The organism is Streptomyces sp. sk2.1, from assembly GCF_008120935.1.
In the GTDB taxonomy this organism is placed as follows: domain Bacteria; phylum Actinomycetota; class Actinomycetes; order Streptomycetales; family Streptomycetaceae; genus Streptomyces.
On record NZ_RDBO01000020.1, the window covers coordinates 1218691 to 1239183 of the forward strand.

Annotated in this window: 21 protein-coding genes; 5 read left to right on the plus strand and 16 right to left on the minus strand. The window is 72.1% G+C overall.

What is annotated here, in order from left to right; all coding sequences use genetic code 11:
- Position 1: 1 nt before the first annotated feature.
- Both EAO76_RS08950 and EAO76_RS08955 read left to right on the plus strand, forming a co-directional pair.
- Complete coding sequence (locus EAO76_RS08950; RefSeq protein ID WP_148835021.1) at positions 2-910, plus strand: metal ABC transporter permease; 909 nt, start codon at positions 2-4, stop codon at positions 908-910.
- A 59-nt stretch (positions 911-969) separates the two neighbouring features.
- A complete protein-coding gene (locus tag EAO76_RS08955) occupies positions 970-1404 on the plus strand; it encodes a Fur family transcriptional regulator (protein WP_148835023.1) in 435 nt (144 codons plus the stop codon).
- A 54-nt stretch (positions 1405-1458) separates the two neighbouring features.
- On the opposite strand, the gene EAO76_RS08960 is transcribed toward EAO76_RS08955, so the two are convergent.
- The 4 genes from EAO76_RS08960 to leuA all read right to left on the minus strand — a co-directional run bounded on the left by EAO76_RS08960 (position 1459) and on the right by leuA (position 5845).
- On the minus strand, positions 1459-2280 hold the full coding sequence (locus EAO76_RS08960; RefSeq protein WP_148835025.1) for an isoprenyl transferase: 822 nt from the start codon (positions 2278-2280) through the stop codon (positions 1459-1461).
- Positions 2281-2316: 36 nt separating this feature from the next.
- Complete coding sequence (gene recO, locus EAO76_RS08965) at positions 2317-3063, minus strand: DNA repair protein RecO (RefSeq protein ID WP_148835028.1); 747 nt, start codon at positions 3061-3063, stop codon at positions 2317-2319.
- Between the two features lie 80 nt (positions 3064-3143).
- Positions 3144-3821, minus strand: coding sequence for a TerB family tellurite resistance protein (locus EAO76_RS08970; protein ID WP_148835660.1), 678 nt, complete (start codon positions 3819-3821; stop codon positions 3144-3146).
- A 239-nt stretch (positions 3822-4060) separates the two neighbouring features.
- Positions 4061-5845: a 2-isopropylmalate synthase gene (gene leuA, locus EAO76_RS08975; RefSeq protein ID WP_148835029.1), complete on the minus strand. Its 1785-nt coding sequence runs from the start codon at positions 5843-5845 to the stop codon at positions 4061-4063.
- Positions 5846-6139: 294 nt separating this feature from the next.
- Between leuA and EAO76_RS08980 the strand changes: the two genes are divergently transcribed.
- Together EAO76_RS08980 and EAO76_RS08985 are read left to right on the plus strand one after the other, a co-directional pair.
- Positions 6140-7216, plus strand: a complete 1077-nt coding sequence (locus EAO76_RS08980; protein WP_148835031.1) for a M4 family metallopeptidase — start codon at positions 6140-6142, stop codon at positions 7214-7216.
- A gap of 47 nt (positions 7217-7263) precedes the next feature.
- Positions 7264-7530 carry a protealysin inhibitor emfourin gene (locus EAO76_RS08985; protein ID WP_148835033.1) on the plus strand — a complete coding sequence of 89 codons (267 nt, stop codon included), beginning with the start codon at positions 7264-7266 and terminating at the stop codon, positions 7528-7530.
- A gap of 137 nt (positions 7531-7667) precedes the next feature.
- Here the strand turns inward: EAO76_RS08985 and era are convergent, their stop codons facing one another.
- The 9 genes from era to EAO76_RS09030 all read right to left on the minus strand — a co-directional run bounded on the left by era (position 7668) and on the right by EAO76_RS09030 (position 16416).
- Positions 7668-8690: a GTPase Era gene (era, locus tag EAO76_RS08990; protein WP_187438508.1), complete on the minus strand. Its 1023-nt coding sequence runs from the start codon at positions 8688-8690 to the stop codon at positions 7668-7670.
- Between the two features lie 38 nt (positions 8691-8728).
- Positions 8729-9697, minus strand: a complete 969-nt coding sequence (locus EAO76_RS08995) for a WxL protein peptidoglycan domain-containing protein (protein ID WP_148835037.1) — start codon at positions 9695-9697, stop codon at positions 8729-8731.
- An 83-nt stretch (positions 9698-9780) separates the two neighbouring features.
- Positions 9781-11208 (minus strand): beta-xylosidase, encoded by a 1428-nt coding sequence (locus EAO76_RS09000; RefSeq protein ID WP_262375318.1) that lies wholly within the window; start codon positions 11206-11208, stop codon positions 9781-9783.
- 240 nt (positions 11209-11448) lie between these two features.
- Positions 11449-11802 carry a cytidine deaminase gene (locus tag EAO76_RS09005; protein ID WP_148835041.1) on the minus strand — a complete coding sequence of 118 codons (354 nt, stop codon included), beginning with the start codon at positions 11800-11802 and terminating at the stop codon, positions 11449-11451.
- A gap of 76 nt (positions 11803-11878) precedes the next feature.
- On the minus strand, positions 11879-12229 hold the full coding sequence (locus tag EAO76_RS09010) for an MmcQ/YjbR family DNA-binding protein (protein WP_148835043.1): 351 nt from the start codon (positions 12227-12229) through the stop codon (positions 11879-11881).
- Positions 12226-13518 (minus strand): hemolysin family protein, encoded by a 1293-nt coding sequence (locus EAO76_RS09015; protein WP_148835044.1) that lies wholly within the window; start codon positions 13516-13518, stop codon positions 12226-12228. Before EAO76_RS09015 ends, EAO76_RS09010 begins: the two co-directional genes overlap by 4 nt.
- Positions 13515-14012 (minus strand): rRNA maturation RNase YbeY, encoded by a 498-nt coding sequence (gene ybeY / locus EAO76_RS09020; protein WP_148835046.1) that lies wholly within the window; start codon positions 14010-14012, stop codon positions 13515-13517. Before ybeY ends, EAO76_RS09015 begins: the two co-directional genes overlap by 4 nt.
- 12 nt (positions 14013-14024) lie before the next feature.
- A complete protein-coding gene (locus tag EAO76_RS09025; RefSeq protein WP_148835049.1) occupies positions 14025-15071 on the minus strand; it encodes a PhoH family protein in 1047 nt (348 codons plus the stop codon).
- A gap of 238 nt (positions 15072-15309) precedes the next feature.
- The gene (locus EAO76_RS09030) at positions 15310-16416 is read right to left on the minus strand and encodes a carbohydrate kinase family protein (RefSeq protein ID WP_148835051.1); all 1107 of its coding nucleotides are present in this window, start codon (positions 16414-16416) and stop codon (positions 15310-15312) included.
- Between the two features lie 354 nt (positions 16417-16770).
- On the opposite strand from EAO76_RS09030, the gene EAO76_RS09035 reads away from it, so the two are divergent.
- Positions 16771-18120 (plus strand): MFS transporter, encoded by a 1350-nt coding sequence (locus tag EAO76_RS09035; RefSeq protein ID WP_148835053.1) that lies wholly within the window; start codon positions 16771-16773, stop codon positions 18118-18120.
- Here EAO76_RS09035 and EAO76_RS09040 read toward each other — a convergent pair.
- The 3 genes from EAO76_RS09040 to EAO76_RS09050 all read right to left on the minus strand — a co-directional run bounded on the left by EAO76_RS09040 (position 18084) and on the right by EAO76_RS09050 (position 20464).
- Entirely contained in the window at positions 18084-19076 is a 993-nt protein-coding gene (locus EAO76_RS09040; protein WP_148835055.1) for an adenosine deaminase, read from the minus strand. The two genes, EAO76_RS09035 and EAO76_RS09040, sit on opposite strands and share 37 nt — an antisense overlap.
- Positions 19077-19134: 58 nt before the next feature.
- Positions 19135-20043: a ribonuclease Z gene (locus EAO76_RS09045; RefSeq protein ID WP_148835057.1), complete on the minus strand. Its 909-nt coding sequence runs from the start codon at positions 20041-20043 to the stop codon at positions 19135-19137.
- 61 nt (positions 20044-20104) lie between these two features.
- The gene (locus EAO76_RS09050) at positions 20105-20464 is read right to left on the minus strand and encodes a histidine triad nucleotide-binding protein (protein WP_148835059.1); all 360 of its coding nucleotides are present in this window, start codon (positions 20462-20464) and stop codon (positions 20105-20107) included.
- Positions 20465-20493: the final 29 nt, after the last annotated feature.

The window sequence follows — 20493 nt, forward strand, 5'->3', positions numbered from 1 at the left end:
CATGGAATTCCTCGAACCCCCCTTCATGCAGCGGGCCCTGCTCGCCGCCGTGCTGGTCGGCGTCATCGCCCCCTCCGTCGGCGTCTACCTCGTCCAGCGCCGCCAGGCCCTGATGGGCGACGGCATCGGGCACATCGCGATGACCGGTGTCGGCCTCGGCTTCCTGCTCTCCACCAGCCCGGTGTGGATGGCCACGGCCGTCGCCGTCGCGGGCGCCGTCGTGATGGAGCTGATCCGCTGGTACGGGCGCACCCGCGGCGACATCGCGCTGGCCATGCTGTTCTACGGCGGCATGGCGGGCGGCGTGCTGCTGATCAACCTCTCCGACACCGGCTCCAACGCCAACCTCACCTCGTACCTCTTCGGCTCCCTGGCCACGGTCTCCCCCGAGGACATCACCGCGATCTGCCTGCTGGCCGGCTTCGTGCTGCTGGTGACGCTGGGGCTGCGGCGGCAGCTGTTCGCGGTCAGCCAGGACGAGGAGTTCGCCCGGGTCACCGGGCTGCCGGTGCGCGCGCTGAACCTGCTGGTCGCCGTCACCGCGGCGGTGACCGTCACCGTGGCGATGCGGGTCGTCGGACTGCTGCTGGTCAGCGCGCTGATGGTGGTGCCGGTCGCGGCCGCCCAGCAGATCTCCCGGTCCTTCAAGGTGACGTTCGTGCTGTCGGTCGTCATCGGTACGGCGGTGACCCTGGCCGGCACCGTGACCTCGTACTACCAGGACGTCCCGCCCGGCGCGACGATCGTGCTGCTGGCCATCGCGGTCTTCGTCGCCCTGACGGCGCTCGCGACCCCGCTGGCCAGGAGGCGCGCCCGCCACGACGACGCGGCGGCCCGGGAGTGCACCCTGGAGGTGTCGGCGGCGGAGGTATCGGACGCCCGGCCCGCCGCGGACGATCTCCGGGTCTGAGGCCCCGGCGGGCTGGCACAATGGCCCGACACAGGTACGGGCGACACGAGGAGGCTGCTGTGGCGACGGCGCCGATCAGTGGAACGAACGCGGCCCCGGTACGTGGCCGGTCCACCCGGCAGCGGGCGGCGGTGGCTGCGGCGCTCGACGAGGTGGACGAGTTCCGCAGCGCCCAGGAGCTGCACGACGTGCTCAAGCACCGCGGCGACTCCGTCGGGCTGACCACCGTCTACCGCACGCTCCAGTCCCTCGCCGACGCGGGCGAGGTGGACGTGCTGCGCACCACGGACGGCGAGTCCGTGTACCGCCGCTGCTCGACCGGGGACCACCACCACCATCTGGTGTGCCGGATGTGCGGCAAGGCCGTGGAGGTCGAGGGTCCCGCCGTGGAGCAGTGGGCGGAGACGATCGCCTCCCAGCACGGGTACGTGAACGTCGCGCACACCGTGGAGATCTTCGGTACGTGCGCGGAGTGCGCGGCCACGAAGGAGTGACGGCACGGACACGGCCGAGGAGCCCGGGGCGGCGTGCCCCGGGCTCCTCCGCGTTCACCCCGCGGGCTGCTGCGGCGCCTCCACCGCGCCGCCGAAGCGGCGGTCGCGCTGGGCGTACTCCAGGCAGGCCCGCCACAGGTCGCGGCGGTCGAAGTCCGGCCAGAGCACGTCCTGGAAGACCATCTCGGCGTAGGCGCTCTGCCAGATCAGGTAGTTGGAGGTGCGCTGCTCGCCGCTGGGGCGGACGAAGAGGTCGACATCCGGCATGTCCGGGTAGTAGATGTACTTCGCGAAGGTCTTCTCGTTGACCTTGGACGGGTCCAGCTTCCCGGCCGCGACGTCCCGCGCGATGCGCTGCGCGGCGTCGGCGATCTCGGCCCGGCCGCCGTAGTTGACGCAGAAGTACAGCGTCATCCTGTCGTTGTCCTTGGTCTGCTCCTGGGCGACCTGGAGCTCCTGGACAACGGACTTCCACAGCTTGGGCATGCGGCCCACCCAGCGGATGCGGATGCCCAGCTCGTCCATCTCGTCGCGGCGGCGGCGGATGACGTCCCGGTTGAAGTTCATCAGGAACTTCACCTCTTCCGGGGACCGCTTCCAGTTCTCGGTGGAGAACGCGTACAGCGAGAGGTTCTTGACCCCCATCTCGATGCAGCCCTTGAGGACGTCCATGACGACGCCCTCGCCGACCTTGTGGCCCTCGGTGCGCGGGAGGCCGCGCTCCTTGGCCCAGCGGCCGTTGCCGTCCATCACGACGGCGACGTGCTTGGGCACCAGCTCGCCGGGGATCTTCGGGGGCGTGGCACCGGACGGGTGCGGCTCCGGGGTCTTGTAGTCGCGCCGGTTACGGCCGCCGAGCATCCCGCGTACTGCCATGAAACTGTCTCGCTCCCTGTGCCTGATCTGCCTGTGTCACTTCTCTACGTACCGCAGCGAGCGCAGCCCGCGCTCCAGATGCCAGTGCAGATAGGCGGACACCAGTCCGCTCCCCTCCCTGACATGACGCGGCTCGCACGCGTCCGCCGTGTCCCAGTCGCCGCTGAGCAGGGCGCTCAGCAGGGTGACGGCCTCAGCCGAGGGTACGACGCTGCCGGGCACCCGGCAGTCGGCGCATATGACGCCGCCCGCCGCGACGGAGAAGAACCGGTTGGGTCCGGGCATTCCGCACCGCGCGCAGTCCCCGAAGCTGGGGGCGTAGCCGTTGACGGCGAGGGAGCGCAGCAGGAACGCGTCGAGGACCAGGTGCGGCTCGTGCTCGCCGCGGGCCAGGGTGCGCAGTCCGCCGACGAGCAGCAGGTACTGCTGGACCGCGGGTTCGCCCTCGTGGTCGGTGAACCGCTCGGCGGTCTCCAGCATCGCGGTGCCCGCGGTGTAGCGGGCGTAGTCGGTGACGATGCCGCCGCCGTACGGGGCGATCGTCTCGCTCTGGGTGCACAGCGGCAGGCCGCGGCCGATCAGTTCGCTGCCGCGGGCGAAGAACTGCACGTCGACGTGGGAGAAGGGTTCCAGCCGCGCCCCGAACTTGGACTTCGTGCGCCGCACCCCGCGGGCCACGGCCCGCACCCGGCCGTGGCCGCGGGTCAGGATCGTGATGATCCGGTCGGCCTCGCCCAGCTTCTGCGTGCGCAGCACCACGCCGTCGTCCCGGAACAAGCTCATGGGTCCATTGTCCGGTACGGAAACGGTTCCCCGGCCCGTTCCCCGGCCCGTTCTCCGCCCGGCCGGGAGCGGCCGGGGCGTCAGGAGGGGGTGCGTGCCGCCTCGGCGAGGAGCCGGGCGGTGTCCTCGGCGCCGATCCGCAGCGCGCCGCCGATCGTGGTCAGCACCTCGCGCTCGGCCGGTCCGTAGGGGCCGTCGGCGAGCGCGACCCGGGCGGCCTGCAGCAGGATCGATTCTCGTCCGGTGGCGGCCAGATGCGGGGCGAGGGGGCCCAGCGCCTCGTGCAGTTCGATGACGAGGGCCGCTCCGCACGCCTCGGCCGTGGGGTCGAGGGCCGGGTCGTGGCCGATGTCGGCGGCGAGGACCTCGACGACGGTGCGCAGCTGCTCCTCGGTGCAGTCGTCGAATCCGGCGCCGCGCACGATGGCCGCCGCGGTCTCCAGGACCGTGCGGGAAGTGGCGCCACCGGCGGTGAGGACGCCGAGCACGGCGGTGTGGACGGCTTCCCTGAGCATGGTGGAGAGCCGGGTGGTGGTGGGGTGGTCGAGGGTGTCGGTGCCGAAGCGGTCCCGGCAGGCGGCGCATTCGACGACGGGGCCCACGGTGCCGCGCCGCAGCACCGGCACGCCGAGGACCGCGAAGCGGCGCCGGCCGACGACCCGGCGGTAGTTGCGGTCGCCGCCGCAGCCGGGGCAGAAGAACTCGCCGTCGCCCACGGGGTCCCAGGCCGTGCGGATGCCGCAGATGCGCAGCTTCATGGCACGTCGTCCCAGGGCTGACCGCACGTCGAACACCTCCGTAACTCCCCCGTGGCCCGAAGGGCACGGGAGGTGCCCCCTCCGGCAACATTGCCGCGTGAACGTGATGTTAACCACAGTCATGATGTGACGTCAGTACCCCGATCGCGACAACCGCCCGGAGATGGCCGAACCCCGCCCACCGGACAGGGGTGGACGGGGTTCGGACCGGGCGGCTCACCGCCCCCGGAGGGACCGGGTCAGCGGGCGGCGCGGTTGACCGCGGAGACGACCGCCTCCAGCGAGGAGCGCGTGGTGTTGGCGTCGATGCCGATGCCCCACAGGACCTTTCCGTCGATCGCGCACTCGATGTACGAGGCGGCCTGGGAGCTGGCGCCCTCGCTCATGGTGTGCTCGCTGTAGTCCAGCAGGCGGACGTCGATGCCGATGGCCTGCAGCGCTTCGAAGAAGGCGGAGATCGGGCCGTTGCCGGTGCCGGTCAGTACGGTGTCCGCGCCGTCCACCGTCGCCTCGACGGTGATCGTGTCCCGGCCGTCGGCGCCGGTCGCGACCTGTCCGGTGCGGATGCGCACCCGGCCCCAGGTGTTCTCCGGGTTCGGCAGGTACTCGTCCTGGAAGGTGGCCCAGATCTGCGTCGGGGTGACCTCGCCGCCCTCGGCGTCCGTCTTGGCCTGAATGATCCGGGAGAACTCGATCTGCATCCGGCGCGGCAGGTCCAGCTTGTGGTCGTTCTTCAGGACGTAGGCGATTCCGCCCTTGCCGGACTGCGAGTTGACCCGGATGACGGCCTCGTAGCTGCGGCCGACGTCCTTCGGGTCGATCGGCAGGTAGGGCACCGCCCACTCGATGTCGTCGACCGTTTCGCCCCGGGCGGCCGCGTCGGCCTCCATGGCGTCGAAGCCCTTCTTGATGGCGTCCTGGTGGGAGCCGGAGAAGGCGGTGTAGACCAGGTCGCCCGCGTAGGGGTGGCGCGGGTGGACCTCCATCTGGTTGCAGTACTCGCTGGTGCGGCGGATCTCGTCGATCTGCGAGAAGTCGATCTGCGGGTCGACGCCCTGCGAGAACAGGTTCATGCCCAGGGTGACCAGGTCGACGTTGCCGGTGCGCTCGCCCTGACCGAACAGGCAGCCCTCGACGCGGTCCGCGCCGGCCATCAGGGCCAGCTCGGCGGCGGCGACGGCGGTGCCCCGGTCGTTGTGCGGGTGGACGGACAGGCAGACGAACTCGCGGCGCGACAGGTTGCGCGACATCCACTCGAACCGGTCCGCGTGCGTGGAGGGCGTCGAACGCTCCACGGTGGCGGGCAGGTTGAGGATGATCTCGCGGCCCTCCTCCGGCTGCCAGACGTCGCAGACGGCCTCGCAGACCTCCAGGGCGAAGTCCAGCTCGGTGTCGGTGAAGATCTCGGGGCTGTACTGGTAGCCGAAGGTCGTCTCCGGGCCCAGCAGCTTCTCCGCGTACTCCATGACCAGCCGGGTGCCGTCCACGGCGATCTGCTTGATGTCGTCCTTCGAGCCGCGGAAGACGACCCGGCGGAAGGTGGGCGCCGTGGCGTTGTACAGGTGCACGGTGGCGCGGTGGGCGCCGACCAGGGACTCCACGGTCCGCTCGATCAGGTCCTCGCGGGCCTGGGTCAGGACGGAGATGGTCACGTCCTCGGGGATCGCGCCCTCTTCGATGATGGAGCGGACGAACGCGAAGTCGGTCTCGCCGGAGGACGGGAAGCCGACCTCGATCTCCTTGTAGCCCATGCGTACGAGCAGGTCGAACATCTCGCGCTTGCGGGCCGGCGACATGGGGTCGATCAGGGCCTGGTTGCCGTCGCGCAGGTCGGTGGACAGCCAGCGGGGGGCGACGGTGATCCGGTTGTCCGGCCAGGTGCGGTCGGGGATGTCGACGGCCTCGTACACGCCGTACTTGTGGATCGGCATCCCGGAGGGCTTCTGCAGCCGTGTCGCGTTGGTGATCGGCGTGGGGCGGCCGACGGAGGCTGCGGTGGTCTGAGCGGGATCTGCGGCGGTCATGACGTGGGGCTCCTCGGGGTCCAACCGATGGGACGGCCGACTGTGTCGCTGCAACACAAGACTCCGCGGGGAGGGGGTCGGCCTACGACTACAGGCCCTCGCCGCGGCAGCTAAGAAGAAGCAGCCCGAAACGCATGATGCGACGAGGTTAACCGAGAGGCTCCTGATGCGTCGGTCCCGTATCAGTATGCGGGACCGGCGACAGGAAACGCCCAACAGTGACGGATCACTCCATTTCGTCAATCCTGGGCCGTTTCAGTGACATGCCCGTCACCCGGTGTCACAGTCGACCGTATGCCGACTCAGTCTCAGCACGGGTTCCGCCCCGTCTTCTGCACCATCGTTCCGCCCCACCTCCTCGACAAGCTGTCCCAGTCCGACAACCCCGATCTCGCCGGTCCCGCCCGGCGCACCCTGGAGGCCGACGCGGCCCGCCGCACCCGGCGCCAGATGGCCACGGTCGTCACCGTGCCCGCCTCCCCCGAGGCCGATGGCGAGGTGTCCGACAAGCCCGACCGCACGCTCTACGACTGCCGCAACGGCACCCAGCTGCCCGGCACCAAGGTGCGCGGCGAGGGCGAGGACCCGACGCAGGACGCCAGCGTCAACCGCGCGTACGCGGGCCTCGGCTCCACCTTCGAACTGCTGCTCAAGGCGTACGGCCGCCGTTCGATCGACGGCAACGGGCTGCCGCTGATCGGTTCCGTGCACTACGACGAGAAGTACAACAACGCCTTCTTCGACGGCGAGCAGATGGTCTTCGGCGACGGGGACGGCGAGATCTTCGTGGACTTCACCGTCGCCATCGACGTGATCGCCCACGAACTGACCCACGGCCTGACCCAGTACACCGCCAACCTGAGCTACTACGGCCAGTCCGGCGCGCTCAACGAGTCGATGTCCGACGTCTTCGGTTCCCTGGTCAAGCAGTACACGCTGGGCCAGAGCGCCGACCAGGCCGACTGGCTGATCGGCGCCGGGCTGCTGGCACCGGACGTCCAGGGCGTCGCCCTGCGCTCGATGAAGGCGCCGGGCACCGCGTACGACGACGACGTGCTCGGCAAGGACCCGCAGCCGGCGTCGATGGAGGACTACATCCACACCGGCGACGACAACGGCGGGGTGCACCTCAACTCCGGGATCCCGAACCGCGCGTTCTACCTGCTGGCGACGGCGCTCGGCGGCAACGCGTGGGAACGCGCCGGGCAGCTCTGGTTCGATGTGCTCACAGGTGGTCAACTGGCCGTGGACGCCGACTTCGCGGACTTCGCCCGGCTGACGGTCGCCGCGGCCCGCAGCCGCTTCGGGGAGGGCGACGAGACCGAGGCCGTCCTGAAGGCATGGTCGGAGGTGGGCGTCCCGACCGCGTAGGGCGATCCGGCCCGCGCGGCCCCGCCCGGCGACAAAGGACACGGCACATGCGGATTCAGGTGAGCAGGACCGGTGGTTTCACCGGTGTCGCGCGGCGACGCGAGGTCGACACCACCGGACTGTCCGACGCTCCGGAGTGGGAGGAGCTGGCCGAGTCGGCCCTCGCCTCGGGCCACGACGCCCCGCCCGAGGGCGTGCCGGACGGCTTCCGGTACCGGATCACGGTCGGCGACCGTACGGTCCACTGCGCGGACCCGAAGCTGACCGACGCGCAGCGGGCGCTGGTCTCACGCGTGCTGAAGGAGGGCGCGTGAGACCGGTTCCTTCCGGCCGCGCGGGACCGGTTCCTCCCGGCCGCGCGTGAGGCCGGTTCCTTCCGGCTGACGTCGTCGGGCCGGGCGGGGAGCTCCCCGCCCGGCCCGACGACTCCGCGGATCCGTGGTCCTGCGGCTCAGAAGCCGAGCTTGCGCAGCTGCTTGGGGTCGCGCTGCCAGTCCTTGGCCACCTTCACGTGGAGGTCCAGGAAGACCGGCGTGCCGAGGAGCGCCTCGATGTGCTTGCGCGACTTGGTGCCGACGTCCTTCAGCCGCTTGCCCTTCGGGCCGATGATGATGCCCTTCTGGCTGGGGCGCTCGATGTAGACATTGGCGTGGATGTCGAGCAGCGGCTTGTCCGCCGGGCGGTTCTCGCGGGGCAGCATCTCCTCGACGACGACCGCGATGGAGTGCGGCAGCTCGTCCCGTACGCCTTCGAGCGCGGCCTCGCGGATGAGCTCCGCGACCATGACCATCTCGGGCTCGTCGGTGAGGTCGCCCTCCGGGTAGAGCGGCGGGCTCTCGGGGAGCAGCGGGGCGATCAGGTCGGCCAGCAGGGCGACCTGCCCGGCTCCCCTGCCCCCGTCCCTGGCGGTGCCGGCGCCGCCCTCCCGCTCCGCCTTCACCGCGGAGACCGGGATGATCTCGGCCCACTCGAAGCCGAGCTCCTCGCCGAGGCGGGAGACGGCGAGCAGCTGCTCGGCGAGCTGCTTGGAGTCGACCAGGTCGGTCTTGGTGATGATGGCGATCTTCGGCGTCTTCTTGATGGCCGCCAGTTCCTTGGCGATGTACTTGTCGCCGGGGCCGAGCTTCTGGTCGGCCGGCAGGCAGAAGCCGATGACGTCGACCTCGGCCCAGGTGGTGCGCACGACGTCGTTGAGCCGCTCGCCCAGCAGCGTGCGCGGCTTGTGGAGGCCGGGGGTGTCGACCAGGATCAGCTGGGCGTCCTCGCGGTGCACGATGCCGCGCACCGTGTGCCGGGTGGTCTGGGGGCGGTTGGAGGTGATCGCCACCTTCTTGCCGACCAGAGCGTTCGTGAGGGTGGACTTGCCCGCGTTGGGGCGGCCCACGAAGCAGGCGAAACCGGCCCGGTGGGGGGCGCGGTCCGCGCCCTTCTGCGCAGCGGCTTCTGTGTCAGGTCGAACGCTCATGGCGCCCATTGTCCCCGATCCCGGCGGCCCCGCCGCACCAAGGGAGGTCACGGGGCCTGTCGGGCCTCCTCCCGGGCCGTGCGGGCGCGGCGCCGACGGGCCCGCAGCCACAGCGCCGCTCCCGCGCCGACGACCACCAGCAGGGCACCGGCCACCGCCCAGGGCACGGCCAGGTACCCGGCGGCGGCCGATCCGCGGGTGTCACGGGCGCTCGCGGTCAGCCGGACCTCGCCCCACTCCAGCTGCGGCGCGCCGTCCCACCGCTCGGTCAGCCGGACCTCCTGGCGGGGCAGCAGCTCGGAGGGCACCCTCTTGAGGTCGCGGGCGAGCAGGGTGCGGCCGAAGAGGCCCTCGGCCCGGAGCGCGACCTTCGGGGCGAGGGTGACGTTGCCCCGGTTGCGGAGCGTGTACGAGATGACGGCCCGGCTCCGGCCGGTGCCCGGCACCAGCGGCTGGGTGTGCTCGATCCGGACGTCCTCCACGGAGAGCGCGGGCATGGTCGGCCCGTTCACCCGCAGGTGGATCCGGGCGCCGACGGCCTGCCGGATGCCCACGGCGACGGCTCCGCCGCCCGCGGGGTCGACGTGTTCGTCCAGGGCGACGAGCGCTCCGGGGTGGTCGCCCGGTTCGGCGTCCTCGGGGACGGTGATGGTGACCGGGACGGTGACCGAGTCGTGCGCCCGCACGGTGATCCGGTCGCGGCCGGTCCGTGCCCAGGCCCCGATCGAACGCTGTCTCTCGTCGCGGTCCCGGACGGCGAAGCCGCCGTCGCGCGCGGTGTTGTAGGCGTCGGCGGCGTACAGCCGGAAGGTCCGCGGCCGGTCCGTCCGGTTGGTGACGGTCACCTTGTCCGTGAGCGTGGCGCCGGGGTCGGCGGAGAGGAAGAAGTACGGGCGCTGGCCCGCCCGGGTGGTGGCGGGGTAGACCGACCAGTTGCCGTTGTCCGCGGCGTGGGCGGCGGGGGCGCCGGTCAGCAGGAGGGCGCCGGCCAGGAGGAGTACGGACAGCTTGCGCACGGTGCGAAACCCCCGGGTGGTCTCGGGACGGGGCGGTCCGGGCGGGTGCGCGCCCGGTCCGCCGGTTGATCGGGAGCGCTCGGTCACGTGAGGGTGAGGGTGAGCACGCCGGAGTACGCGCCGGGGGCGGCGTACGCCGGTACGTCCAGCGCGAGCCGGGCGTCGACGGTGAACACGCCGCCGGTGAGGGGCCCGTCGGGGGTGGACGCCAGCGTGGCGCCCCCGGAGCCGACCGTCCCCGCGGAACCGGCCGCGCAGGTGCTGGGGCTGCCGGTCCTCGTCGCGCAGACCGGGGTCCAGCCGAGTGCGGACGCGTCGATCGTGGCGCCGCCCGGGCCCGTGAAGTCGGTGACCCTTCCGGTCAGGGACCAGCCCGCGGGGCCGCCGCGGAAGTCCTCGACCGTCACCGTCCGCAGGCTGCCGCGCGAGGCGCCGCCCCGGCCGAAGTCGACCGCCGACATCTCGACGGCGTCCCCGTCCTGGACCATGGAGAGCGTGCCCGCCTCGACGGACGTGCCGAGCCGCTGGCTGCCCCGCTGGCCCTCGCCGCCGCCACCGGTGACGGTGTAGGGCTGCGGGCCCGCGCCCCGGTCGGGGTCCCAGGTGTCCCCCTCGTAGGCGACGATGCCGGTGGTGGCGGGGTCGGTGACGGTGAGCCGGCCGCTGAAGCCGCCGGAACCGTCCGCCTCGACGGTGGCGGTGTCGGCGGTGCGGGTGTCACCGGCCGTGCCCGCGAGGGTGACGGCCGCGCCCGGGGTGAACTTCGACCCGGTGACGGTGACCGCCTCGCCCGCGCCGCCGGACGCGGCGCCGAGCCGGATGGCGCGCTCGTTGACCTGTCCGCCGCCGTCCGTCGCGATGATCGTCTGGGAGACGGGGGCGGGCGGATCCGTCACCGTGCAGGGGGTGTCCAGCTCCATGATGTAGCTGGTGTGGATGTTGTAGTCGCCGGGCGAGAGCGTGATCCGTCCGGGCGCGGTGACCTCGAAGGTGCCGGTCATCGAGAACGACGGGAAGGCTCCCTTGCCGGGCACCGGGGCGTTCTTCTTCGGGCCCGCGACGGTGACGCTCGCGGTCTGGGCCCCGCCGACGGCGACCTTGCCGGTCGGCGTCATGATGTCGGCGGGCAGCGCCAGGTCGACCGGGTTGCTCGCGGCCGGTTCGACGACGGTGTACGTGACCGTGACCGTGTCGCCCACCTCGGGGGCGGAGTTGTCGACGGTGATCTCGGCCTTCGTCGTCCCGTCGATCGGCGGGATGCCCGCGATGTCCGGCGGGATGCAGTGGGTGGGGAAGTCCACCGGCACCGAGGCGGTCGGCATGGCCTGTGCCGGGGCCGCCAGTACCCCTCCCCCGGTGACGAGGAGCGCCCCGGCGCCCAGCACCGCGGCCCAGCGGCGGCCGGTCCGGAGGCGTCCCCGGGCCGCGGTTCCCCGGGGGCCGGCTCTGCGGGCGGCGGTTCTTCGGACGGCGTTTCTTCGGACGGCGTTTCTTCGGACGGTCGGACGCATGGAGCCCCCTCCTGCCGGATGCGGCGCAGCGGCTCGTGTGCGCCGGCGGTGGCTCATTGACGGTTCCGGCCCGAAAGAAGTCAAGGCAAGCGGGGAACGTCGACTGATGGGCCATCAGATGCTGTCAAGATCCGGCGTTCCGCCCCGTCGCCCCGGACGCGCGGACGCCCCGCGCCGGGTGGGCGCGGGGCGTCCGGGTCCGTCGTGCGGTACGGGTCCGACGTACCGTACGGGCCGGTGTCAGCCCGCCGTCACGGTGACCCGCAGCGTGCCGTCGGGTCCGGCGAGCAGGACGGGGGTGTCCGGGCCGCCCAGGTCCCGGACCGCGGCGCGGTCCTCGTCGGACGGGGTCTGCGCCTCGGAGACGACCGCGGCCGCCTCCAGGGAGGTGGCGCCACTGGCCACGGCCATCGCCACGGCGGTCTGGAGCGCGCTGAGCTTCAGCGACTCCAGCCGTACGGTGCCCGCGACGTACGTGCGGCCGGTCTCGTCCCGTACGGCCGCGCCCTCCGGCACACCGTTGCGGGCGCGGGCACTGCGTGCCAGCGTGACGATCTTGCGGTCCTCGGGGCCGAGGTCGGTGCTCTCAGTCATGTGCCGAGCATACGAACCGGGCGGCCCGTCCCCCGCCCCGCCCTTCCCGCGGCCGTGGCCCCGTGCCGGGCCGCCGTCAGCGGTCCAGCCGCAGCCGGTCGGCCCTCGGCAGTCCCGCCACCACCAGGTCGTAGGAGTCCTCGACCATTTCGCGGAGCGCCTTCTCCGGCACCCCGGACACCGTCACCGTGTTCCAGTGCCGTTTGTTCATGTGCCAGCCCGGCACCACCGCGTCGTACCGCTCCCGCAGCCGCACCGCCTCGTCCGGGTCGCACTTCAGGTTCACCGTCAGCGGGCGACCGTCCAGCGCGCTGAGCGCGAACATCTTGCCCAGGACCTTGAAGACGGACGTCTCGGGCCCGAACGGGAACTCCTCGACGCTCGCGTTGAACTCCAGGCAGAACGCCCTCAGCTGCTGCGGGGTCATTCCCCGTCCTCCTCCGGCGGCTCCACGGGCTCCACCAGCACCGTGACGATCTTGTTCCGGCGGCCGGCCGGGGACTCCGCGGTCAGCCGGAGGCGGCGGCCGTCCGGCAGGTCGACGATCGCCGAGGCACCGGCGATCGGGACCCGGCCCAGCGCCTTCGCCAGCAGCCCGCCGACGGTCTCCACGTCCTCGTCGTCGTACTCGTCGAAGCCGAACAGCTCGCCGAGGTCGCCGATGTCGAGACGGGCCGTCACCCGGAAGCAGTCGTTCTCCAGCTCCTGGACGGGCGGCAGTTCGCGGTCGTACTCGTCGGTGATCTCACCGACGATCTCCTCCAGGATGTCCTCGATGGTGACGATGCCGGCCGTGCCGCCGTACTCGTCGATCACGACGGCGACGTGGCTGCGCTCCTGCTGCATCTCGCGCAGCAGGTCCCCGGCGTTCTTGGTGTCGGGCACGAAGGCCGCGGGCCGCATCGCCGTGGAGACCGGGTCGGCCTCCGACTCGCGGTTGATGTGCGTCTTGCGGACCAGGTCCTTGAGGTACACGATGCCGACGATGTCGTCCTCGTTCTCCCCGGTGACCGGGATGCGCGAGAAGCCGGAGCGCAGGGCCAGGGTCAGCGCCTGCCGGATCGTCTTGTAGCGCTCGATGCAGACGAGGTCCGTCCGCGGCACCATGACCTCGCGCACCAGCGTGTCGCCGAGCTCGAAGACGGAGTGCACCATGCGGCGCTCCTCGTCCTCGATCAGCGACTCGGCCTCGGCGAGGTCGACCATCGCCCGCAGCTCGGCCTCGCTGGCGAACGGCCCCTTGCGGAAGCCCTTGCCGGGGGTGAGCGCGTTGCCGATGAGGATCAGCAGCTGCGGGATCGGGCCCATGACCCTGGCCAGCGGCAGCAGGACGTACGCCGCCGCCGTGGCCGTGTTCAGCGGGTGCTGGCGGCCGATGGTGCGCGGCGAGACGCCGATGGCGACGTAGGAGACGAGGACCATCACCCCCATGGCGACGGCCAGCGCCTCCCAGGTCTCCGGGAACTCCTTCAGGCAGGCGTACGTGACGAGCACGCCCGCCGACATCTCGCAGGCGACCCGCACCAGCAGGGCGACGTTGAGGTAGCGGGTCGGGTCCGCCGCGACCTGCTCCAGCTTCTTGCTGCCGCGCCGCCCCGAGCGGACCGCCTCGGCGGCCCGGAAGCTCGACGTACGGGCGATGCCCGCCTCCGCGCAGGCCGCCAGCCAGCCGACGACGACGAGCAGCACGGCCCCCGTCAGCAGAGGAGCGCTCACGAGACGGTGGGGGCGGGCGACGGACCGGTCAGACCGTGCTCGGCGCGCCAGCCGTCGACGATCGCGGCCTGGAGGCCGAACATCTCGGCCTTCTCGTCCGGCTCCTCGTGGTCGTACCCGAGGAGGTGGAGCACCCCGTGGACGGTGAGCAGCTGGAGCTCCTCGTCCATGGAGTGCTGCGTCGGTGCCTCCCGGCCCTGCCTCTCGGCGACCTCAGGGCAGAGCACGATGTCGCCGAGGAGCCCCTGCGGGGGCTCCTCGTCGTCCTTGGCCGGGGGACGCAGCTCGTCCATCGGGAAGGACATGACGTCCGTCGGGCCCGGGAGGTCCATCCACTGGATGTGGAGCTGCTCCATGGCGTCGGTGTCCACCACGATCACCGAGAGTTCGGAGAGCGGGTGGATCCGCATCCGCGCGAGCGCGTGGCGGGCGATGTCGAGGATCGCCTGCTCGTCGACCTCGGTTCCGGACTCGTTGTTGACGTCGATCGACATGGTGCGCTGCGACTACTTCCCGTTGTGGCTGTCCCGGCCGCGATGGCCGTCCCGGCTGTCGTACTTCTCGTACGCGTCGACGATACGGCCGACCAGCTTGTGCCGGACGACATCCTGGGAGGTGAGCTTGGAGAAATGGACGTCCTCGACGCCGTCCAGGATCTCCTGGACCTGGCGCAGGCCGCTCTTGGTGCCGTTCGGCAGGTCGACCTGGGTGACGTCACCGGTGATGACGATCTTCGAGTCGAAGCCGAGCCGGGTCAGGAACATCTTCATCTGCTCGGCGCTGGTGTTCTGCGCCTCGTCGAGGATGATGAACGCGTCGTTGAGCGTGCGGCCGCGCATGTAGGCCAGCGGCGCGACCTCGATCGTGCCCGCCGCCATCAGCCGCGGGATCGAGTCGGGGTCGAGCATGTCGTGCAGGGCGTCGTAGAGCGGACGCAGGTACGGGTCGATCTTCTCGTAGAGCGTGCCGGGCAGGAAGCCGAGCCGCTCGCCCGCCTCGACGGCGGGCCGGGTCAGGATGATCCGGTTGACCTGCTTGGACTGCAGGGCCTGGACCGCCTTCGCCATGGCGAGGTAGGTCTTGCCGGTACCGGCGGGGCCGATGCCGAACACGATCGTGTGCTTGTCGATCGCGTCGACGTAGCGCTTCTGGTTGAGGGTCTTGGGGCGGATCGTGCGCCCGCGGCTGGAAAGGATGTTCTGGGTGAGCACCTCGGCCGGGGTCTCCTGACCGTCCCCCTCGCCGCTCTCACTCGCCCTGAGCATGGCGATCGAGCGTTCCACTGCGTCCTCCGTCATCGGCTGACCGGTGCGGAGCACCAGCATCATCTCGTCGAACAGGCGCTGGATCAGGGCGACTTCCGTCGCGTCCCCGACCGCGCTGACCTCGTTCCCCCGGACATGGATGTCGGCCGCCGGGAAGGCCGTCTCGATCACGCGCAGCAGGGCGTCACCCGAGCCCAGTACGGTCACCATCGGATGCTTGGCGGGGACGGTGAAGTGGGCTCGCGCCTGCCCGGGCGCAGGGGTCTGGGCTGTGGGTGTCTGAGTCATGGGCCGGCTCTGTGGCCTGCACATACCTCCCGTTGCGAGGCTCTCGCCGATCGACAACCTCTGGATTACCCAGCCTACGACTCCCCACCGACAACACCGAGGGCTTTTTCTTGCCCATCGCGAACACCTGTGCCCCGGCCCGACCGCGCCGGGCCGGACGGCTCCGGGCGGAACGGCATCGGGCCGGACGGCATCGGGCGTGGTCGTGCCGGGCCGGACGGCGTCGGGCGGGACGGCGTCAGGCCGGGTGGCGGAAACCGATCGTCGGGACGGCCCGGCGCAGCGGCCACGGCCGGGTGGCGGCGGGGAGCAGTTCCTCCAGGAAGGCGTAGCGCCGCAGCGCCGCCGGGTCCTGGTCGGCGAAGGTGCGGATCCGCTGCCACCAGGCGGCGATCTCCGCCCAGCCCGGCGCCGAGAGCGAACCGCCGAACTCCTGGACCGAGAGCGCCGCGGTCAGTCCGGCGAAGGCCAGCCGGTCGGCCAGCGGCCAGTCGGCCAGGGTGCCGGTGACGAAGCCGGCGACGAAGACGTCCCCCGCCCCGGTCGGGTCGAGCGCCTCGACCTCGATCGCGGGCACCTCGGCGCTCTCCCCGGTCGCGGAGTCCACCGCGTACGCGCCCTCCGCGCCCAGGGTGACCACGGCGAGCGGCACCCGTTCGGCCAGGGCGTGGGCGGCGGCGCGCGGGCAATCGGTGCGGGTGTAGCGCATCGCCTCCTCCGCGTTGGGGAGGAACGCCTGGCAGTGCTCCAGGTCGGCGAGGGCGTCCAGGTCCCAGCGGCCGGTCTCGTCCCAGCCGACGTCGGCGAAGATCCGGGCGCCGTTGCGGGCCGCGGTGGCGACCCAGGGTTCGCTGCGGCCGGGGGCGAGCGAGGCGACGGCGGCGCGGGCCCGGGGCGGGCAGCACGGGAACGCCGGTCCGCCGTCGGGGACCACGGGGCCGGGGGCCTCGTGGCCGTGCGAGACCATCGTCCGCTCGCCCTCGTACGCCATCGAGACGGTCACCGGCGAGTGCCAGCCGGGGACGGTGTGCGACATGGACAGGTCGATGCCCTCGCCCTGCTCCAGGGCGTCCCAGCAGTACTCCCCGTAGTGGTCGTCGCCGAACGCCGCGGCCAGCGAGGTGTGCAGCCCCAGCCGGGCCAGCGCGGTGGCCATGTTGGCGACCCCGCCGGGGCTGGAGCCCATGCCGCGCGCCCAGGACTCGGTGCCGCGCACGGGGGCGCTGTCCAGGCCGGTGAAGATGATGTCGAGGAAGACCGTGCCGGTGAGGAAGACGTCGCAGTCCGGGTCCTGCGGGGCGCGCAGCCCGTCCAGTGGGTCGATGCCTGGAATGTCCGTGCTCACCTTGCACTCCCCGGTCGTGGCGGATCTGGCCAGTGTGCCCGATGCGCCCCCACCGCAGGAGGGCCCGCGCCGCAGGTTCCCGGGAGTCGCCCCGGCCCGCGCACACAGACACTGACCTGCGTAAACACCCGCTGCTACCCGGAGGTTCGGAGAGTAAACACAAATGTGATCCAGATCACATCACGGCGCCTTTCGGCGGGCTGGACGCAGTTGATACAAATTGGGCCGCGAGCCCCGTTGGCGACAGTTGCCGACGAGTGCCCCATCTCCCCGCATTCATTGCATTCCTCAGCTTTTCCCGCATTGCCCTCCCCTGCCTTCTCCGCCTCCTCTGGCATGTCTTCAGGAACGCCCATGTCCTCGCGCCCTCGCGCCGCGTGGCCCCTGGTCGCCGTGTTCACCGCCGGTTACCTCGCCGCCTACCTGCTCCCCACCATCGTCGGGCGGCTCTCCGTCCATCTCGGCCTCGGCACGGCCCGGGCCGGGCTGGTCGGCAGCGCCCTGCTGCTGGGTTCGGCGACCGCGGGGTTCGTCCTGGCGGGCCGGGTCGAGCGGCTCGGGCCGCGACGGCCGGCCCGGGTCGGACTGGTCCTGGCCGCGGTGGGGTACGGCTGCGCCGCCCTGGCCGGTTCCGTGCCGCTGGTGGTCGCGGGGGCGGTGCTCGGCGGCTTCGGCTCCGGCACCGCGACCGCGGTGGCCGCCTCGGGCATCGCCGCCCAGCGCGACCCGCACCGGACCTCGTCGCTCGGGCTGCTCAGCGTCTCCGCGACGGCCGGCGCCCTCTACCTGACGATCCCGCACCTCGGCGGCGGCCACCGGCTTCCGTTCGCCTCGATCGCGCTGGTCGCCCTGCTCGTCTGGCCCGCCACCGCACGGCTCGGCGGCGCCGCGCCCGCGGGCCCCGCCACCCCGGCCACCGGCCGGCTGCCGCACCGCCGGTCCGGTCTGGTGCTGGCGGGCGGCATGCTCGTCTGGTCCATGGCGCAGAACGCGCTGTGGGGCGTCAGCGGCCGGATCGGCGTGGGTCAGGCGGGGCTCTCCGAGGTCACCGTCGGCGCGGTGTTCGCCGCCGCCCTCGGCGCGGGGCTGCTCGGGGTGATGGGCGCCGGGATGCTGGGCGCCAGGCTCGGCCGGGCCGTGCCGATCGGCCTGGGCACCGTGATCATCGCGGGCTCCATCGTGCTCAGCTCGTCGGCCGGGAGCCTCGGCTCGTTCGCGACCGGCGAGATCCTCTGGAACACGGTCTACCCCGTGGTCCTGTCGTACCTGATCGGCCTGGCCGCCTCACTGGACGTACGGGGGCGCTGGGCGGTCCTCGCGGGTTCCGCGTCGTCCGTCGGCGTGGCCTGCGGGCCGGTCCTCGGCAGCGTGCTGTCCGAGCAGGCCGGGTACCCGGTCATGGGCCTGATCCTGGGCGTCGTCACACTCCTGGTCGCGGCCCCGGTCACGGCGGTGGCGCTGCACACCGGCGGCCGTCCGCTGGTGCCGGGATCGGTGCGGCGCCGGGGCGGCGCCCCGGCCGCACTGCTCGCCGTCACCACCGGGGCCGTGCCCGGCGCCGTGCCCAAGCTGGGCGCGCCCGAGCAGGCCGTCACGGAGATCAGCCTGCCGGTGCGCCGCAGGCGCCCGGTCCGGGCCGCTTTCCGGACGGCCGGGCCCGGGGCCGGTCAGTCGAACGCGTACGCCTCGACCTCGGACAGATAGCGCGCCCGGCGCTCCTCGTCGTGGTCGAGGAAGGCCGCCTCGAAGGAGTTGCGGGCCAGGGTGCGCAGCTGCTCGCGGTCCAGGCCGAGCGCCTCGTGGACGGCGTGGAAGGTGTCCCCGACGTACCCGCCGAAGTAGGCGGGGTCGTCGGAGTTCACCGTGCAGAGCAGCCCGGCGGCCATCATGTCCCGCAGCGGGTGCTCCTCCAGCGTGTCGATGGCGCGCAGCCGCACGTTGGACAGCGGGCAGAGGGTGAGCGGCACCCGGTCGGCGACCAGCCGCTCCACCAGCTCCGGGTCCTCCATGCAGCGCAGCCCGTGGTCGATCCGCTCGACGCCGAGGACGTCCAGCGCCTCGCGGATGTACGCGGGCGGGCCCTCCTCGCCGGCGTGCGCGACCCGGCGCAGCCCGAGCGCGGCGGCCGCCTCGTACACCTCGCGGAACTTGGCGGGCGGGTGTCCGACCTCCGCCGAGTCGAGGCCGACCGCACTGATCCGGTGCAGGTACGGCTTCGCCGCCTCCAGGGTCTCCAGCGCCGATTCGGCCGACTCGTCGCGCAGGAAGCACATGATCAGCTGGGTGGAGATCCCGTGCTTCTCCTCACTGCGGTCCAGCGCCCGGCCGAGCCCCTCGACGACGGTGCCGACCGGGACGCCGCGGGCGGTGTGCGCCTGCGGGTCGAAGAAGATCTCCGCGTGCCGGACGCCCTGCGCGGCGGCGCGGGCGAGGTAGGCGTCGGCGAGCTGCTCGAAGTCCTCCTCGGTGCGCAGCACCGCCATCAGCGCGTAGTACAGGTCGAGGAAGCTCTGCAGGTCCTCGAAGCGGTAGGCGGTGCGCAGTTCCTCGGTGCCGGCGTACGGCAGGCGCACGCCGTTGCGCTCGGCGAGGGCGAAGGCCAGCTCGGGTTCGAGGGTGCCCTCGATGTGCAGGTGGAGTTCGGCTTTGGGCAGGTGCACGGGTCTCACGCTCGCAGACGGTGGTGCCGGTGTGTTCCGGGGGACACCCGACAGGTTCTCAGACGTGCCGGGAGGGCACGGGCACCCGGTCGAGGTCCCGGGCGACGGTCAGCTCGCCCTCGAACCCCGCGGCGCGGGCCTGCTGCTCGAAGACGGCCGGGTCGCCGTACCGCTGCGAGAAGTGCGTCAGCACGAGGTGCCGCACGCCCGCGTCCCGGGCCACCCGGGCCGCCTGCCCGGCGGTCAGATGGCCGTGGTCGGCGGCGAGCCGCTCGTCCTCGTCGAGGAAGGTCGACTCGATGACCAGCAGGTCGCAGCCCTCGGCGAGGACGTGCACGCCGTCGCAGAGCCTCGTGTCCATGATGAACGCGAAACGCTGGCCGCGCCTGTGCTCGGAGACGTCGTCGAGCGTGACGTCCCCGATGGCGCCCTCGCGCTGGATCCGGCCGATGTCGGGCCCCTCGATGCCGTGCTCGGCGAGCCTCTCCGGCAGCATGCGCCGCCGGTCGGGCTCGACGAGCCGGTAGCCGTACGACTCGACGGGGTGCGAGAGCCGGTGGCCGCTGAGCGTGTACGCGCCCGTGGTGGCGAGCACCCCGTCGGCGGCGACCGGGGCCTCGGTCAGGTCGACGGACTCGCGGTAGGCGGTGGCGTACCGCAGCCGCTCGAAGAAGCGCTGTCCGCTCGCCGGGTAGTGCGCGGTGACCGGGTGCGGGACCTGGTCGAGGTTGATCCGCTGGATCACCCCGGCCAGGCCGAGCGAGTGGTCGCCGTGGAAGTGCGTGACGCAGATCCGGTCGATGTCGTGCGCGGCGACCCCGGCCCGCAGCATCTGGCGCTGGGTGCCCTCGCCGGGGTCGAAGAGGATGCCGTCGCCGTCCCAGCGCAGCAGGTAGCCGTTGTGGTTGCGGTGCCTGGTCGGTACCTGGCTCGCGGTGCCCAGGACCACGAGTTCGCGTGAGGACACGGTGGCGTCGGTCCGTTCCGGTCGATCGGTTCTTCTGGTCGCTTCGGTTCCGGTCGGCGGACTAGCCGGGGGGCCACTGCATCCCGCGGCCGCCCAGGACGTGGGCGTGCGCGTGGAACACGGTCTGGCCCGCGCCGGAGCCGGTGTTGAGGACGATCCGGTAGCCGCTGTCCACGATCTTCTCGTCGGCGGCGACCTGCCCGGCCTCGCGCAGCACGTCGGCGGCGACGCCCGGCTCGGCGGCGGCGAGGGAGGCGGCGTCCGGGTGGTGGACGCGCGGGATGACGAGCACGTGCGTGGGGGCCTGCGGATTGATGTCCCGGAAGGCGACGGTGGTCTCGGTCTCCCGGACGATCGTCGCCGGGATCTCACCCGAGACGATCTTGCAGAACAGGCAGTCGGGCTGCGGTTCTCCCGCCATGGGTCGGCTCCTCGGGTAGATGGTGATCG